Genomic DNA, 16182 nt, shown 5'->3' with positions numbered 1-16182 from the left:
TCTAGACGATTATATCTCCATTGAGCATCTGATCCTGGCTTATCTGAAAGATGACCGCTTTGGTAAGTCATTATTCCAGGAGTTTAAACTAGATGAAAATAGGCTTAAACTTACCATTGCTGACATTCGAGGGAATCAGAAAGTGACCGACCAAAATCCAGAGGGCAAATATCTTGCACTGGAAAAATATGGACGTGATCTGACAGAGGCGGCGCGGGAGGGAAAGCTTGACCCAGTTATTGGCCGAGATGATGAAATTCGGCGCACGATTCAAATTCTCTCGCGCCGTACTAAAAATAACCCAGTGCTGATGGGGGAACCTGGTGTTGGGAAAACTGCTATTGCTGAAGGCTTGGCACAACGGATTATAGCGGGTGATGTGCCTCAATCCCTCAAAGACCGACAATTGATTGCTCTGGATATGGGCGCATTGATTGCTGGGGCTAAGTTTCGGGGAGAATTTGAAGAACGCCTGAAAGCGGTACTAAAAGAAGTTACGGATTCCCAAGGCAAAATTATCCTGTTCATTGATGAAATCCATACCGTCGTCGGTGCTGGTGCTTCTCAAGGAGCAATGGATGCGGGAAATTTGCTCAAGCCAATGTTATCTCGGGGTGAATTGCGCTGTATTGGTGCTACTACTCTCGATGAGTACCGCAAGTACATTGAAAAAGATGCAGCACTCGAAAGACGCTTCCAGCAGGTCTATGTTGACCAGCCTAGTGTAGCTGATACTATCTCGATTCTACGAGGTCTCAAAGAAAGGTATGAAGTTCACCACGGGGTTAAAATTGCCGATAGTGCTTTAGTGGCAGCAGCTACTTTGTCTACTCGGTATATTAGCGATCGCTTTTTACCAGACAAAGCCATTGACTTAATGGATGAAGCGGCAGCACGGCTAAAAATGGAAATTACTTCCAAGCCAGAAGAACTCGATGAAATTGACCGCAAAATTATCCAGCTGGAAATGGAACGGTTGTCTTTACAAAAAGAAACTGATCTCGCCTCCATCGAAAGACTGGAAAGACTGGAAAAAGAACTGGCTGATCTAAAAGAAGAACAGCGTACGTTGAATGCCCAGTGGCAATCAGAAAAAGATGTGATTGACCGGATTCAGGGGATTAAGGAAGAGATTGATCGAGTTAATGTAGAAATTCAACAGGCAGAACGGGATTATGACCTCAACCGAGCCGCTAAGCTAAAATACGGCAAGTTAGCCGAGTTGCAAAAATCCCTGGAAACTGTTGAGCAACAGCTAGCCGAGAACCAAACCAGTAGTCAATCCCTGCTGCGGGAAGAAGTTACAGAAGCTGACATTGCGGAAATTATCTCTAAGTGGACTGGAATTCCCATTAGTAAGCTGGTAGAGTCTCAGAAAGAGAAGCTACTGCACCTGGAAGAAGAACTACACAAGCGGGTGATTGGCCAAGAGGAAGCCGTTACTGCTGTTGCCGATGCTATTCAGCGATCGCGTGCTGGATTAGCTGACCCCAATCGTCCCACCGCTAGCTTTATTTTCCTCGGTCCTACCGGTGTGGGTAAGACAGAATTGGCAAAAGCCTTAGCAGCCTATCTGTTTGACACCGAAGAGGCTATGGTGCGAATCGATATGTCCGAGTATATGGAAAAGCATACCGTTTCCCGACTGATTGGTGCTCCTCCAGGCTATGTGGGTTACGAAGAAGGAGGTCAGTTAACCGAATCCATCCGTAGACGTCCCTATGCGGTAATTCTATTTGACGAAATCGAAAAAGCACACCCGGATGTCTTTAATGTCATGCTGCAAATCCTTGATGATGGTCGAGTTACTGATGCTCAAGGGCATACCGTAGATTTCAAGAATAGCGTTATTATCATGACCAGCAATATTGGCTCCCAGTATATTCTGGATGTAGCTGGGGATGACTCCAAGTATGAGGAAATGCGGAGTCGGGTCATGGAAGCGATGCGCTCTAGTTTCCGTCCTGAATTCCTCAATCGGATTGATGAGGTGATTATTTTCCATACCTTGCAAAAACATCAGTTGCGCAATATTGTCCAGCTGCAAACCCTGCGCTTAGAGCAACGGTTAGCAGAGCGCAAGATGTCCCTGAAACTCTCCGATGCAGCTGTTGACTTTTTGGCAGAATTAGGGTATGATCCAGTTTTTGGAGCACGACCCCTGAAGCGAGCTATTCAGCGGGAGTTGGAAACTCCTATTGCTAAGGGAATTCTCAGGAGTGAATTTAATGATGGGGACACTATCTTTGTGGATGTGAACAATGAACGGCTTTCCTTTCAGCGATTGCCTGCTCAGTTGTTGCTCAGTGAGTCCAATTGAAGCGTAGAAAGGTTGAAGGGTATTTTGTGCTAAACCCCTAAGCATTCAGTGATTAGCTATCAGCTGAATGCTTAGGGCAAAAAACACACCCTAACCCTAAAACCTATACCCTGCGCGCAGTGCCATACCACTTCCTTTTGGTACTACTTTTAGTTTCTCCCTATCCAAATACTTATCCAAATCAGTGAGAATTTCCTCAGCTGGAATACTTGATACTATAGCGCCATAGTCATTGACAACCCTAGAGAATTCCTGATTCACCTGATCTTGCAGTTCCGGCATTGCCCTTACTGAGGTTTGTAGTCTCCCTACAGGATGATTACCTGCCTTAATTCCCTTGGCTTTGGCAATAATCCAATTGGACAATAACTCTAATCTCAAAACCGCAAAGATAGGTTCATATCCTTCTCTCGCTTTTTTCTTCAAACCATCCACATCCTTCTGTCCTAGTGTCACCGTATGTTTAATGGTGGTCTTAACTTCAATGGAAAGATTAGGAAAGTAGGGGTGATTCCAACTATCAATATCTACACCTTGAGAGGAATAGTTTTCTACCTGAAAACCCAAGCGACAGAAGGTAATCGCTAGGAAAATCTGGCAAGTTTTACCAAACCCATTATCTTTTCTAGAGCGACTATTCAGGTGTTGTTGAATCTTCGTTAAATGATTGAATGTTGATGCATCCATATTCTTAATTCTACATTCTTAATTCTACATTCTGTTACCCATTAGCCTCGATAGTTGGTCCACGAGTTGGTGTCCACTGTCCCAATCGGTAGAGTTTGTTGGGCTTAGTTAGCTTGAAACTCAGCTGCTCGACGAAATCATCTTCTGAAGTGGCAATAATCAATTGCTTTTTCTCCAATACCTGATCCAACACCTGAGCCAACCGTTCTTTATGGACTGGGTCTAGATTTTGCGACGGGTCATCTAGCACCATGAAACCGATATTATGAGTCAATTGCTCTGAAGTTGCTAGGGCTAGAAATATACTCAAAGCAGCACAATTAATATCACCCTTGTTCAACAGTCGTAAGGCAACTTCTGACTCTCCATATCCCACCGCCATCACTTCATATTTGTCTGGGTCAATCTCAATATCTGGAAAGTCACTGCGATGGGCGAGCTGACGATATATACTAGAAATTGCTGCTCTGGTAGCATCGATTTTTTCTTTAGCTGAGTTTCCTAGCACCTCCTGCACGGCTTCACCAATAGTTAACAATCGGTCACAGAAGGCTTCCAAGTCAGCTTTTGCTGCTTCAACTTCTTTATATTCAGGGCAATCTTGAATCGAAAACAAATTATCCACCTCTTGGCGATAACGAAGGACAGTAATAATCCGTTTAATGTTTTCTAAGTCTTGATCAATGCTATCGATACGCTGATTACTTTGCTCAACTGCGGTGCGAATCCTGGCTAATTCCTGATCTACTTCAGTAATGGCTTGATTGAGCAGAGCCAGAGCGTGAGCCGAGTCATTAATTTCTGTTTCTAAAGCTACTGCGATCGCATTTTTTGCTTGTTGTAATCCCTTATCCTTATCTAATCGTTCCCGTTGCAACCGCTCCAAGGTTTTAATCAGTCTCTGGAACTCCTCTACTGCTGTTTCTAATGCCCGAATCTCCTTCTGAATCGGTTTTAGCTGTAACGCCATGTCTTGCTGCCAGGATTCTAATTCCTGACGCAACTGAACTGGATTAATTGGTGTAGAGCAAACGGGACAATTTTGTGCTTGATATTCCTGTACTGACTTCAGAAATTTCAGGGTTTCGATAATGATACCGGCACGATTGTTGATACTATTTATACTCTCTTGCTTTGCCGGTAACTCTTCTTGTTCAATTTTATTTTTTTTTGCCAAAATTTCTGGTAGCATGCCGTATTGAGCTTCCAGTTGGTGAATCTCGTTTTCTTTTTGGTTGAGTTCCATAACCTTGGTCTCAACATTAGCTTTCAAACGATTTAATTCACTTTGCTGATTCAGCAATTCTTTCTGCCGTTCCCAGTCTGGCTGAGCATTACGTAATTGCTTAATTGCCTCCTTAGCAGCATCTACAAATCGTTCCAAATCATCACTAGTTTGGTATTTTGGTAAAGACGGCACCAGCAATCCATAGTCTTTGGCAAAATTTTCAACTGCATTTTCAACCCCTTGGCAAATAGCTTTTGCTCCATTGAGGGATAGTTGGCTCAGGGGAATATCATGAAAAATTGCTTCTTCTTCCGCTAGACCTAAGTCATTTTCTTTAATCGCTTTTGCTGTCTCAATTTTGCTGATAATCTGACCAAACTCTTGATCAACTTTCTTAAATTCTTCCTGGGCTTTAGCTCGCTTAATTCCATCCAATAGATTGCGCCAATCCGTCAAACCCATGAGGCGATCCAGAGCATTTTTGCGCTCTTTTGGTTCCTGAATCAGTAGCGCACTGATAGTTTCTTGATGTAGGTATACACAACTCATGTAGTCAGACAATTCTACACCCAGTAGCACCCGCAATTCAGCTTCATCTTCATGACACAAACCATTATTAATCTGATAGTAAAACTTGGGATTACCACGACGTTTGCGGTCACTCCTATATACCTTCAGTATTTCCCCATTCCCTTCAAAGATAACTTCGACAGTAGTCTCCCTTGAAGATTGGTTTTTCACTAACCAATTCTTGCGCTCTTCAATTTTAGTAGCACTTTTATTAGCGACATCTTTGCCAAATAGGCACCACTCAATGGCATTCAGGGTACTACTTTTGCCTCCCCCCTGAGCTCCTACAATTAATGTGCAGGCTTGATCAAAGCGAAATTCCCGTTCTCCCGCTTGTTCAGGAAAGCCTCGAAACCCCTTGATCTTGACTGATACCAGTCGATAGTTTTCCATAGACACTCTTCCTCATAGACCAATGGTAGCCATCAGTTTTGTGTAGGCTTTTTTGTAAGCACTTCGATGTTTTTCCAACCGATAACGAGCCATACCAGTCACCGCTTGTGATGAACCGCTATCAAACTCTTTGAGCAATTCCTCACTAAGGGCTATCAACCCTTGCTCATGGTCTGAATCAATGGCTTGATCTTTCAGTTCCTCAAATAATTTAGAATTGTCTTTCATTAGCGTTCGCGTAGCGTGGCCTACGGCCAATCGCATTAATTATTCCTGTAAGCCTATGCGCTACGCCCATAGGCTGATAGCACCTCAAGTAGCCCCTCAAGTAGCGCATAGGCTTACGGTGTTACCGTCAGGAAGAGCAGCGCTATCATAATAGACTATGAGCTGGTTATAAATAACTCAGCACTTAGTACTTACCATTTCGCATTCAGCACTGTTCAACCTAGATCAGCGGATTAACTCTTCTTCTGCTTAGGGGATGAAGCAGGTTTATTTTCCTCTATCCATTCTTCAATCAACTCCAATAAGATATGATTCATGGTGACTCCCTTGAGAGCGCACATAGATTTGAATTTTGCCCGTAAGGATTCAGGCAAAAATAGTTTATAGCTAACTTGTTTTTCTTCTGACACATCTTTTGACAACTTTGACCTCCCAATTATCCTACTAAGGGGTAAACAATTCAATAGGTATTTTAAGTTTTTTGTGTTATTTAGATATTTTGTGTTATTATAACCTTAGGAAACGCAAAGAAGCCAGCGGCACTGAGTCTGCTTAAATCTAGTTCGACCAGACTTTGTCGCCTATGGGCTGGTTAGCGCACTAGCTACAGCAGAGGTTCCCCAGGGATCTCTGCTTAACTCTTTGTAACTCTTACTCGTGCTACTAGCAAACCCAGTCAGGGGTGGTAGCTCAAAGGGAAACTTCTTGGATATCAGCTAAATTGGGTAGTAATTCCGTACTATCGTTACTCAACCTATTCCCGTAACGCTGACAACGCACTGCAAAGGTACAATCACCACATCGACCAAGGGATGCTGCTACTTGAGGAAAAGCTAAACCTTGATCTTGGTAGCCTTGTAGCCACCCAGCCAACTGGGTCAACAACTGAGTCAAATCCTCCCTAGTTTTCTGGTGTTGTGCGCTATTGTAGGTAAATTTAAGACTCTGGGCAGAGGGTTTGGATTTGACAAACCAGTAACTCATGGAAATTTGTTCTGGCCAATAATCGCTAGTTTCCGCTAGGATGTAGAGATACAGGCGTGTTTGCCAGTCTTGGGCTAACCAATCCCGGTTTTTAGGTTGAGGATAGGTCTTCCAATCAAGAATTTGAGCCGAGTCTTCCCCTGCAATCAATAAGTCATAGATCACAGTAAGCAGATAACCTTGAAAATACAGGGTTCGGCAATGTTCGGCTTCCCGGAAGCTTTCAGGCTCTGGGTGGGAAAGTTCTGGTGCGGCATTGACTAAACCAGTGAGCCAGTAGTCGAGTTGGGTATCCTCTTCTACTAAGGATGTGACTGGTAACCCAAGTTCGCGCTGTTGCATTAGTAGGTGAAAGCGGCTTCCCCAAGTAAGACGCTCTTGTTGTTCGGGAGACACGGGTGTTCCCAGTTGGTCAAAGTAAATGTGTTGGAACTTACGGGGACAGGTTTCTAATACGTTCAGCTGTCCTTGGGATAGACGAGTCAGAGGTGCAGGAGGAAACACTGGTCAATGATCTAATCAAGTCTTTGAGACATTGGGTTTGTTTGTGATCTATTAGCTAGTGTAGCGGAAGATATCGAATGCGATCGCAATCCGTTGCCGTTGTTCACCAGACAATGTCCCTCCCCCTTCTCCAATCTGGGTTTCATAGCCCATGGGCAACTGTTTAATAAACTCATCAGCACCTGCCAATCGTGCTGCTTCTATAATCTCGTCTAAACTAGCGGCAGGATGACCTAAGCTAATATTTTCCTTAATCGTTCCACCAAACAAAAACGTATCTTGGTCTACTACTCCCACTTGCGATCGCAAAGACTGTAAGGACAGACTGGTAATATCAAGGCCATCAATCAATACTTTCCCATCTGTGGGTGGATACAATCCCAACACCAATTTATAAATCGTTGTTTTACCTGAACCACTGCGTCCGACTAGGGCTACCATTTGTCCTGGTTTCACTTGAAATTATAGATTTTCCAGTACATTTAAATCACTCTCTGGGTGATAGCGAAAGGTGACGTTATTAAAGGTAATGTTACCCTGAATTGATGGTAACGATTGACGGGCTTGATTCAGCAAATCCTCCTCTGGTTCCGCATCCAACACATCATTAATCCGTTCCATCGCAATTACTACTTTCTGGAATTGATTCCATAACACCGTTAACCGCTTGAAGGGAGTAATAATATTTCCCAACAGCATATTGAATGCCACTAATTGTCCAATGGTTAACTGATTCTGAATCACTAACCACGCTCCATACCACAGGAGGCTTGTGGTTACTACGGCTTCAATAGCATTACTAAAAATTTGCAGACGATTGCTGATAAATTGCCCATCAAAACTTGTCTTAATCTCCTTATTTAATAACTCCTACCAATGCCAACGTACTGTTTGTTATACTGCTGTGGAAACGGTACTTACACCGGAAAGCGCTTCAATTAGATAACTATTTTATTTAGCCGTCGATTGAAATATTTCCCGGTAAATCATTCGTAAAAACGGTGTCGCAATCAATGCTAGCCATAAGAATTGCGGCACAATCACTAAGGCCAATAATGCCATTTTACAGCTGTACCAAACCATCAATCCTACATAGATAAATACTGTTAGTAAATCCAGCAGAATTGATAACGCCTCACCGGTAAGGAACCGCTCAATCTTGCGGTTTTCTTGAACCCGTGATATAATATAACCAACATAGCGGGACTCGAAAAACGAGAGAGGCAACCGCAGTGTATGGCGAATAAATCCTACAATCAGTGCTGCATCTACTTTATTAGCCGTATGGTCTAGTAGATATTGCCGCAACCCCATCATTGCCACTCGAAACAGGCTAAGAGCTGATTTCTAAACAGAACCTTAAACTGTTGCCAGTCGTTTTGTCATCAGGCGAATGAGAGAACCATAAATCATCGCCTCACTCATCTGTGTATACTGTTCATAGTCCGTGACTCAAACGGCGAAATCGATTCAACCACCCGAACGTGCGTTCCACGATTCCTAGCTTTGGCAATATCTCAAACTCCAATGACAAAGCGTTCTATGACTTCTACTTGCACTGACTCACCACACACTTGTTTGACCGCATGGGCAAAATTCTTTCCCGAATACCCGCACAGCCACCCAAACCACTTTCAACTTGGAGAGAGCTTCTTTCGACTCATTAAAAACAACAACAGCTCCCAATCGCTCTGACATGTTTGCTTCGGTCACTAACATTCCCTACAGCAAACCTTGCGAATCTACGACGATATGCCGTTTACGGCCAAAAACCTTCTTGCCACCGTCATAGCCGTAGACATCCCCCTTTTTTCGGTGGTTTTCACCGATTGAGAATCGGCTATCGCCACCGTTGATTGTTCGTCACGTCCTGATTCGGTGAGTAACTGGCCTGGTAACTTGTCATGAATCCCTTGCCATATGCCAAAGCGGTTGCCACTTGCGAAAGTATTTATAGACAGTAGAATAGGGCGGTAAATCATGAGGCAACATTTCCCATTGACAGCCCGTACGTTGCACGTAAAATATCCCGTTCAGAACAATACGAAGATTAACCGTTCTGGGATGACCGAACCCTTTAGGACAAGGGTTTGTAGGGTTCAATGATGCTCCATTCCGCATCACTGAGGTCACGCTCGATAGGTTGGGCGATGGGGGTTAGCAATCTTAGGTAAGCGGCTCATGGAGAAATGCCAGAGGAAGTCAAGGTAATAATCTACTTCGACTACCGCAGTTGTAGTCCATTTCTTTAGACTACCTTTAGAAATCAGCTCTTAGTCATAGGTCATAGAGAAAATATAAAGGATGAACGGTGAAGTATCAAGTATGAAGTATTAAGGGTGAAGTGGAGCGATAGAACCTATGGCTCCTATGTGGATTAGACCCAATTAGCAATCACCAATTACAATCAATGACTAAATGAAACATGGACTTGATGCCTACGCTCACTTGGACTCCCCCATCCACAGTTGGGAACCTCGTGCCAAGCTAATTGCCCTATTGACCCTAATTTTTGCGTTTTCCTTTGTACAGCATTTGATAGTGCTACCAGGGATGGTGGCTCTGACCCTAATTTTTTATCGAGTCTCTCGCCTGCCACTGTCCTTTCTGTTGAATCGGTTGCGCTATCCGGGATTGTTTCTGTTAGGGATCACACTGCTACTCCCCTTCACAGTAGGCACTACCGTGATCATCCAGCTTGGTCCAATCGCCCTGCGACAGGAAGGACTGCTAACCCTAGTGCTGATTGCCACCCGTTTCCTATGTATTCTGACCATTAGTGTGATTTTATTTGGCACCGCACCCTTTTTGACCAACATCAAAGCTATGCGATCGCTTGGTCTGCCCTCACTGGTTGCGGATATGACTCTGTTGTCTTACCGCTATATTGAGCAATTTAGTAACGACCTAGCTAAAATGAAGCGGGCAATGCAGCTGCGAGGTTTTCGTGGCAAAGGACCAAAGCTTTCATGGCAGGAATTTGGACGTCACCCAGTTGCTTGGTTACTGGAATCCTTCGCCCGTAGTTACCGTAACCTTAGAGTTTTAGCGTCCCTAACCGGAACACTTTTGGTGCGCAGTTACCAGCAATCCCAGCAAGTCTATAAAGCGATGATTTTACGAGGGTATAGTAACACCTCTAAATTTATGGTTTCTGAGAGTTCTGGTGTGACAATAGGGAGTAGAACACAGAGCTTTTCATTACCGCTTCCTAGGGAAAAGCGTATGGGGTCTAGTATAAACACTGCTGGTTTCCACCACTACATTGCTTTGGGACTCACTAGCTTGATTTCAATAGGATTTGTGATCGCAGAAATTCTCTTAACAGAAGCGTAAACAACTCGCCGCTAACTCACAACGCGAGTATAGCGGGAGCTTTAAAGCTCAAAGTTTACCAGTCTAAGCCTTTAGAGGGCTACGTTATTTTTAAGAGTTAAAGTTCCTACCTAGGGATGCGTAGCTAGTCCCCAGCTCTAGAACCCGGTCGTTAAACAGGTGTAGTTGAGTTAAGCCAGTGCGATTGGGAAAGTACCGAGAAATAACATTGACTAAGCTAACTTTACCCTGGCAACAGGAGGAAACACAATTATGCGTGTCTTTGTATTAAACAAAAATCGACAACCACTAGATCCATGTAGACCGGCAAGAGCCAGGATTTTATTATCAACTGGCAAGGCAAAGGTCTATCGCCGTTACCCATTCACTATAATCTTGACTGAGGAAATAATAGATCCAGTAACTCACGATCACAAAATCAAAATAGATCCTGGAGCAAAAACAAGCGGTTTTGCTATTGTTCAAGGAGAACGAGTGGTCTGGGGAGCCGAACTTATACATAGGGGTTTCCAGATCCGAGATTCTTTGACTTCTCGTAGGCAGCTAAGACGCAGCCGACGTAATCGCAAGACTCGATACCGCAAGCCCAGGTTTCTTAATAGAACCAGACCAAAAGGTTGGCTAGCTCCTAGCTTGATGTCTAGAGTTCAAAATATTGAAACTTGGACTAAGAAACTGATTAAATTATGTCCGGTCGCAGGCATTTCTCAAGAATTGGTTAAATTTGATACTCAAAAACTAGAAAACCCTGAAATATCTGGAATTGAGTATCAACAGGGCACACTTTACGGTTATGAACTTCGAGAATATTTACTCGAAAAATGGAATCGTAAATGTGCTTATTGTGGGACAACAGGAACTCAATTAGAAATTGAGCACATTAAACCCAAGTCCAAAGGTGGTTCTGATCGAGTTTCTAATTTAGCGATTGCATGTCACCCATGTAACCAGGCGAAATCTAATCAAGACATTGAACTTTTCTTGTCTAACAAGCCTAGTATCCTGAAACGCATACTGAGTAAAGCTAAACGCCCTCTGGCTGATGCGGCTTGTGTTAATTCAACCCGATGGAAGTTGTACCACGATCTCAAGTCAACAGGGCTACCTGTTGAAGTAGGTAGTGGCGGATTAACCAAATTCAATAGGTGTCGTCAAAATCTTCCGAAAACTCATTGGTTGGATGCGGCAAATGTCGGGAAAGTCGAAACATTGATTATCGAAGTAACCAATCCTTTGATAATAACCGCCAAAGGACATGGCACTCGTCAAATCTGTAGAACTAACAAATATGGCTTTCCCACTCGTCATTGCTCCAGAATCAAGTTTCATAAAGGTTTTCAGACAGGCGATATTGTTCGTGCCGTAGTCACCAAAGGCAAAAAAATCGGCACCTATGTCGGACGAGTCGCAACTAGAAAGTCAGGGTCTTTCAATATCTCAACTAAATCAGGATTAGTAGAGGGTATCAGTCACAAGTATTGTCAATTTATTCACAGAAAAGATGGTTATGCTTATACGACTTAGATCCTGTCCTCCCTTTCCTGAGTGCCATATAAACACCTGGGGGAACCCCAGGTGTTTATATGGCACGTCTCACCGCGTGCGTCAAAGATTATAGGCGGAGTCTCCAAGGAGGCGGACAGATGACCGAAGCGAATTCAGACTGATCAATGATGAATAATTCATGGTCATCAAATCAAGGTAATATTGATTCCGGTTAACGACTTATAAGTTTAGGGTTTGGGTTGGTGTTTTGTTAATTTAAATTTAAGAAAATTAACACTTAAATTAACACTTAACAAAATTCGCTCACCCCGACTATAAGTGATTAGCCGTAATTAATATGGCTGCTGAATTTATCCTAGCCTACACCGAACGCTATCATGCGAAACGACTTCATCCTTGGCCTTAAGGCCGTAGGCCACGCTCCGCGAACGGCCACGCTACGCGAACAGACTTCATCCTTCAGACTTTTACCGTGAAACAGCAAAAACAAGAATTGTTTTACCGAGAAGATTACATTGAACCGTATCAGTCACCTACTTCGTTACACTACGTCCTTGCCATTGATAGTCTGTATTTTTCCTACCCAGACCAACCGGATAGTTTACGCAATATAAATCTCACCATTAAGCCAGGGGAACGGGTGGGTTTGATTGGTCCGAATGGTGCTGGTAAAACTACCCTATTTCTAACCATCTGCGGCATTTTAAAACCAACTAGGGCAAGAGTGATGCTGTTATTTGGCAAACCCGTGGTCGCGGGTGAGTTTCGCCCAGAAATTGGTCTGGTGTTTCAGAATCCCGATGACCAGTTATTTTCCCCTTCGGTCTGGGATGACGTAGCCTTTGGACCAGAGAATATGGGGTTACCAGCGGTTGAGGTTGAACAGCGAGTTCAAGAAGCCCTATCCCTGACGGGTGTGGAACACTTAGCGGGTCGAGTTCCCCACAACCTGTCTGGGGGTCAGAAGTGTATGGTAGCGATCGCAGGGGTTTTAGCCATGGCTCCATCCCTAGTGCTTTACGATGAACCCAGTGCGAATCTTGACCTTCGTTCCCGGCGTCGCTTGATTAGCTTTTTGAAACGCTCCGAGGAGACAATACTGATTTCCTCCCATGACCTAGAACTGATTTTAGAAGTATGCGATCGCGTTTTGCTACTTGACGAAGGACAAATTATTGCTGACGGTCATCCTCAACAGGTGATGGCTAATCAGCAGCTGATGGAGGCTCATGGTTTGGAAAAGCCTCACTCTATAGTGTCGGTTATCGGTAACCCTTGAAAACCTATTCGTTGGCGGTTGACTGTTCACTGTTAACCGTCAACAATGATTAACTGGCTCAGGATGGTGCTGGAGTACATCAATTACCTTCCCCACTGAAAAACTGCTGCGCCCCAAGTCAATCCTGCACCAAAGCCGGAGGTAGCTATAATATCTCCTGATTTAATTTTCTCAAGCCGCACTGCTTGATCCAACACTAGAGGTATAGAAGCCGCTGAGGTATTACCATATTGGGCGAGATTACTTAAAACCTTGTGGTTAGGAATCTTCAGACGTTGGGCAACTCCATCAAGAATCCGCTGATTAGCTTGATGCAAGACCAGCCAATCCACCTGTTCAGTGCTGATATCAGCTCGAAATAATGCTTTTTCAATCACTTCTGGTACCTTTTGCACGGCAAAGCGATAAACCTCTTTACCACTCATGGTAATGGGCTGATAAGTGCCTTTAGCAACAGTCAAGCCCTTGACAATTTCCTGCTGTTGTGATTTGTAGGCTAACTGAAGACAGCTATTTTGGGTACCATCACTACACAGTGCAAATCCCAGTAAGCGATCGGATTGATTTGCCTGCAAAACTACAGCCCCAGCACCATCTCCAAATAGTACACAAGTACTTCTGTCTGACCAATCCACCCACCTTGAGAGAATATCGGCACCAATTAGTAAGACATTTTGGTAAAGGCCAGTGCGGATAAATTGGGACGCTGTAGCCAGTCCAAAGACGAACCCAGAGCAGGCTGCGGTTATATCAAAGGCAACTGCTTTTGATGCTCCCAGGAGTGCCTGAACTTGATTAGCACTGCCAAACAAATCATCCGGGGTTGAGGTGGCTAGGATAATCAGATCTAGGTCTTCAGGAGCAATTCCAGCCATAGCGATCGCATTCTTTGCTGCCCCAGTAGCCATCTCACTTAGACTTCCTTGTGCATGCACCAGATGCCGTTGCCGAATTCCGGTACGGCTGGTAATCCACTCATCCGATGTATCAACCATCTGGCTTAGTTGATGGTTATCGAGGGTAACCTCTGACGCTGCGGAACCGCTTCCGGTAATAGCAATGCCTGTTCCTAGTTGATTCAAGGCTCTTCTCCATCAGTTGCATCCCATGTTTTTCTCTTCCCAAGTTCGCTGCTTAGGGAGAAGGCGGAAAGACTGGTCATTGGTCAATCTTGCCATCACAGCCACTGTGAACTAAACTACACAAGCCTTACACGGTTATGGTGTGGGGCTTGTGCCACGCTCAAGCTAAAAATTTCCTAGTTTAACGAAACCCTAGAGATTATTAGGTGGATTTTCTCCATAACGTTATCGGTTAAATAGCATAATTTGTTGCTAAAGCTACCGGAGTTTACCTAATGGCTATAAGCATGAGTTTAACACCAGACTTGATCAGCTACTAAAAATTTAGTCCGCATTTTGTCATGATCGCTTTTTGTTGACATTTTCAAGAATAACGGTTATACGCAAACTGTCAACCGTCAACCCTCAACCCTCAACAAAAAACAGTTGCAAAAAAAAACAGTTGCGCTAATGGTGGCCTTGAAATACCGCTCAGCCTATCATGCCTTACTCCTCACTGCTGGAATTGCTAGCCACTGATTCCTTAGAGCTTTTGAAGTGATTGGCTTTAATCCGCTCTATTACTCGGTGATCAATGGCTTCTTGAGCCAACCGAATCGCGTTAAAAATTGATGGGGCTTGGGAGCTACCGTGACTAATAATACAAATTCCTGCCACCCCTAAGAGTAGGGCACCGCCATGTTCTGCATGATCCATACGCTGCTTAATCCGCTTCAAGTTGGGTTTTAACAACGCTGTACCTAGCTGACCTTGTATCCCTTGAGGCAGTTCTTCTCGGATAATTTGCAGCATCACCTCCCCTACAGCTTCGGCAAATTTGAGCAGTATATTGCCCACAAAGCCATCGCACACAATTACATCAAACTGACCTGAGAGTACATCTCTACCCTCAGCATTGCCTATAAAGTTTATTCTGGGATTTTTTTGTAGCAGTTGATGAGTGCGGATGGCCAAATCATTGCCTTTACACTCTTCCTCACCAATGTTTAGCAGTCCTACCTTAGGATCTTCGATGCCTAAGACATACTTGCTATATACTGACCCCATGATGGCAAACTGCTCTAGATATTTAGGGCGACAATCTACAATTGCCCCCACGTCCAATATAATCACTGGCTTGCCAGCCATGATGCTAGGAAACACTGCGCCAATTGCGGGACGGTCAATCCCTGGCAGACGCCCTAAGCGCAATAGAGCCGCTGCCATGGCTGCCCCAGAGTGACCAGCACAGACTACAGCGTCAGCACGTCCTTGCTTGACTAAGTCCATGGCTACGTTAATAGAAGCCTTGGGCTTACGCTTCAAGGTCACCAAGGGTTCTTCATCCATGGCAACGACACCATCAGCAGCTACAATTTCTATCTGACTTGATCCGTGGTGTTGGGCAATAGAGGATCTAATTTGCTCAGGATCCCCTACCAACAATACCTCTACCCCTAACTCAGCTTGTGCTCTAATAGCTCCAGCAACTATTTCATGGGGGGCATAATCCCCGCCCATAGCGTCTATTGCGATTCGTGCGCTAGTCGATGCCATTGCTCAAAGTTTATAGAAACCTTCCACATCTTACCAGAACCATTACCTGGAATAGTAAACAATGTGATCAGTTTAACTTGAGGTTTGGGAACCGAAAGGCTTGCATGGTGACATGTTCTCAACAGAACTGTTCAGTAGCAGCATTCAGTATGTGACATACTCCCACACTGACTCGTTGAGTTCAGTGTGGGCTTCTTGCCAACTCCACCTATCGGTATCGGCTTTCGCCGACGCTGCGCGAACGGATACTCGGCAAGCTTTATTAACGATACAGGATGCCCCTCCGCACGCCTTACAATACAGAAAAGTTCGATTTTAAAGCACGTAGGTGGCGGTTAGCTCTTAATTTGTCTTCCCTACTACTTTCATTATAGACGATCTCAAAACTATGAAAGATCCTGTCCGCGATTCATCCCGGAGATGAAACCTTAGAATAGGGCAGCCTTAATCATAAAGTTTTAACCCTTTTACGCATAGCCGACCAACCATAAAGGCTGCCCTATTCTTGCGGTAACTTCGTTCCCACACT

At 44.3% G+C, this 16182-nt stretch carries 12 protein-coding genes and 2 pseudogenes; 4 read left to right on the top strand and 10 right to left on the bottom strand.

What is annotated here, in order from left to right:
* Positions 1-2320, top strand: a 2320-nt coding sequence (clpB, locus tag F6J94_RS16415) for an ATP-dependent chaperone ClpB (protein ID WP_293042132.1), incomplete at its 5' end; no start/stop codon positions are given.
* Positions 2321-2416: 96 nt separating this feature from the next.
* Here clpB and F6J94_RS16410 read toward each other — a convergent pair.
* The 8 genes and pseudogenes from F6J94_RS16410 to F6J94_RS16375 all read right to left on the bottom strand — a co-directional run bounded on the left by F6J94_RS16410 (position 2417) and on the right by F6J94_RS16375 (position 9066).
* Positions 2417-3007, bottom strand: a complete 591-nt coding sequence (locus F6J94_RS16410) for a hypothetical protein (RefSeq protein ID WP_293042129.1) — start codon at positions 3005-3007, stop codon at positions 2417-2419.
* Between the two features lie 34 nt (positions 3008-3041).
* The gene (locus F6J94_RS16405) at positions 3042-5198 is read right to left on the bottom strand and encodes an AAA family ATPase (RefSeq protein ID WP_293042123.1); all 2157 of its coding nucleotides are present in this window, start codon (positions 5196-5198) and stop codon (positions 3042-3044) included.
* A 12-nt stretch (positions 5199-5210) separates the two neighbouring features.
* Positions 5211-5462 (bottom strand): hypothetical protein, encoded by a 252-nt coding sequence (locus F6J94_RS16400; protein ID WP_143727430.1) that lies wholly within the window; start codon positions 5460-5462, stop codon positions 5211-5213.
* Between the two features lie 197 nt (positions 5463-5659).
* Positions 5660-5848 (bottom strand): hypothetical protein, encoded by a 189-nt coding sequence (locus F6J94_RS16395; RefSeq protein ID WP_075896118.1) that lies wholly within the window; start codon positions 5846-5848, stop codon positions 5660-5662.
* A 268-nt stretch (positions 5849-6116) separates the two neighbouring features.
* Entirely contained in the window at positions 6117-6914 is a 798-nt protein-coding gene (locus F6J94_RS16390; protein ID WP_293042115.1) for a PD-(D/E)XK nuclease family protein, read from the bottom strand.
* 51 nt (positions 6915-6965) lie between these two features.
* A complete protein-coding gene (locus F6J94_RS16385; RefSeq protein ID WP_293020362.1) occupies positions 6966-7370 on the bottom strand; it encodes an ATP-binding cassette domain-containing protein in 405 nt (134 codons plus the stop codon).
* Between the two features lie 6 nt (positions 7371-7376).
* Positions 7377-8246 (bottom strand): annotated as a pseudogene (locus F6J94_RS16380) (ABC transporter transmembrane domain-containing protein).
* Positions 8247-8273: 27 nt separating this feature from the next.
* Positions 8274-9066, bottom strand: a pseudogene (locus F6J94_RS16375) (IS5 family transposase).
* A gap of 266 nt (positions 9067-9332) precedes the next feature.
* Between F6J94_RS16375 and cbiQ the strand changes: the two are divergent.
* The 3 genes from cbiQ to F6J94_RS16360 all read left to right on the top strand — a co-directional run bounded on the left by cbiQ (position 9333) and on the right by F6J94_RS16360 (position 13035).
* Positions 9333-10250: a cobalt ECF transporter T component CbiQ gene (gene cbiQ, locus F6J94_RS16370; RefSeq protein ID WP_293042110.1), complete on the top strand. Its 918-nt coding sequence runs from the start codon at positions 9333-9335 to the stop codon at positions 10248-10250.
* Between the two features lie 252 nt (positions 10251-10502).
* On the top strand, positions 10503-11774 hold the full coding sequence (gene iscB / locus F6J94_RS16365) for an RNA-guided endonuclease IscB (RefSeq protein ID WP_293020360.1): 1272 nt from the start codon (positions 10503-10505) through the stop codon (positions 11772-11774).
* Positions 11775-12228: 454 nt separating this feature from the next.
* Positions 12229-13035, top strand: coding sequence for an energy-coupling factor ABC transporter ATP-binding protein (locus F6J94_RS16360; RefSeq protein WP_293020359.1), 807 nt, complete (start codon positions 12229-12231; stop codon positions 13033-13035).
* Between the two features lie 83 nt (positions 13036-13118).
* On the opposite strand, the gene F6J94_RS16355 is transcribed toward F6J94_RS16360, so the two are convergent.
* Together F6J94_RS16355 and plsX are read right to left on the bottom strand one after the other, a co-directional pair.
* Positions 13119-14117: a beta-ketoacyl-ACP synthase III gene (locus F6J94_RS16355; protein WP_293042107.1), complete on the bottom strand. Its 999-nt coding sequence runs from the start codon at positions 14115-14117 to the stop codon at positions 13119-13121.
* Positions 14118-14603: 486 nt separating this feature from the next.
* Positions 14604-15653 carry a phosphate acyltransferase PlsX gene (gene plsX / locus F6J94_RS16350; RefSeq protein ID WP_293042102.1) on the bottom strand — a complete coding sequence of 350 codons (1050 nt, stop codon included), beginning with the start codon at positions 15651-15653 and terminating at the stop codon, positions 14604-14606.
* Between the last annotated feature and the right edge of the window lie 529 nt (positions 15654-16182).

Source organism: Moorena sp. SIO1F2, from assembly GCF_010672755.1.
Lineage (GTDB): Bacteria > Cyanobacteriota > Cyanobacteriia > Cyanobacteriales > Coleofasciculaceae > Moorena.
Note: the sequence above shows the minus strand (reverse complement) of the source record. Positions and strands in the feature narration are given on the sequence as shown.

Bases quoted from the DNA above. Each gene is read 5' to 3' on its own strand.
- F6J94_RS16410 (WP_293042129.1), bottom strand. From the start codon at position 3,007: ATGGATGCATCAACATTCAATCATTTAACGAAGATTCAACAACACCTG.
- F6J94_RS16405 (WP_293042123.1), bottom strand. From the start codon at position 5,198: ATGGAAAACTATCGACTGGTATCAGTCAAGATCAAGGGGTTTCGAGGC.
- F6J94_RS16400 (WP_143727430.1), bottom strand. From the start codon at position 5,462: ATGCGATTGGCCGTAGGCCACGCTACGCGAACGCTAATGAAAGACAAT.
- cbiQ (WP_293042110.1), top strand. From the start codon at position 9,333: ATGAAACATGGACTTGATGCCTACGCTCACTTGGACTCCCCCATCCAC.
- iscB (WP_293020360.1), top strand. From the start codon at position 10,503: ATGCGTGTCTTTGTATTAAACAAAAATCGACAACCACTAGATCCATGT.
- plsX (WP_293042102.1), bottom strand. From the start codon at position 15,653: ATGGCATCGACTAGCGCACGAATCGCAATAGACGCTATGGGCGGGGAT.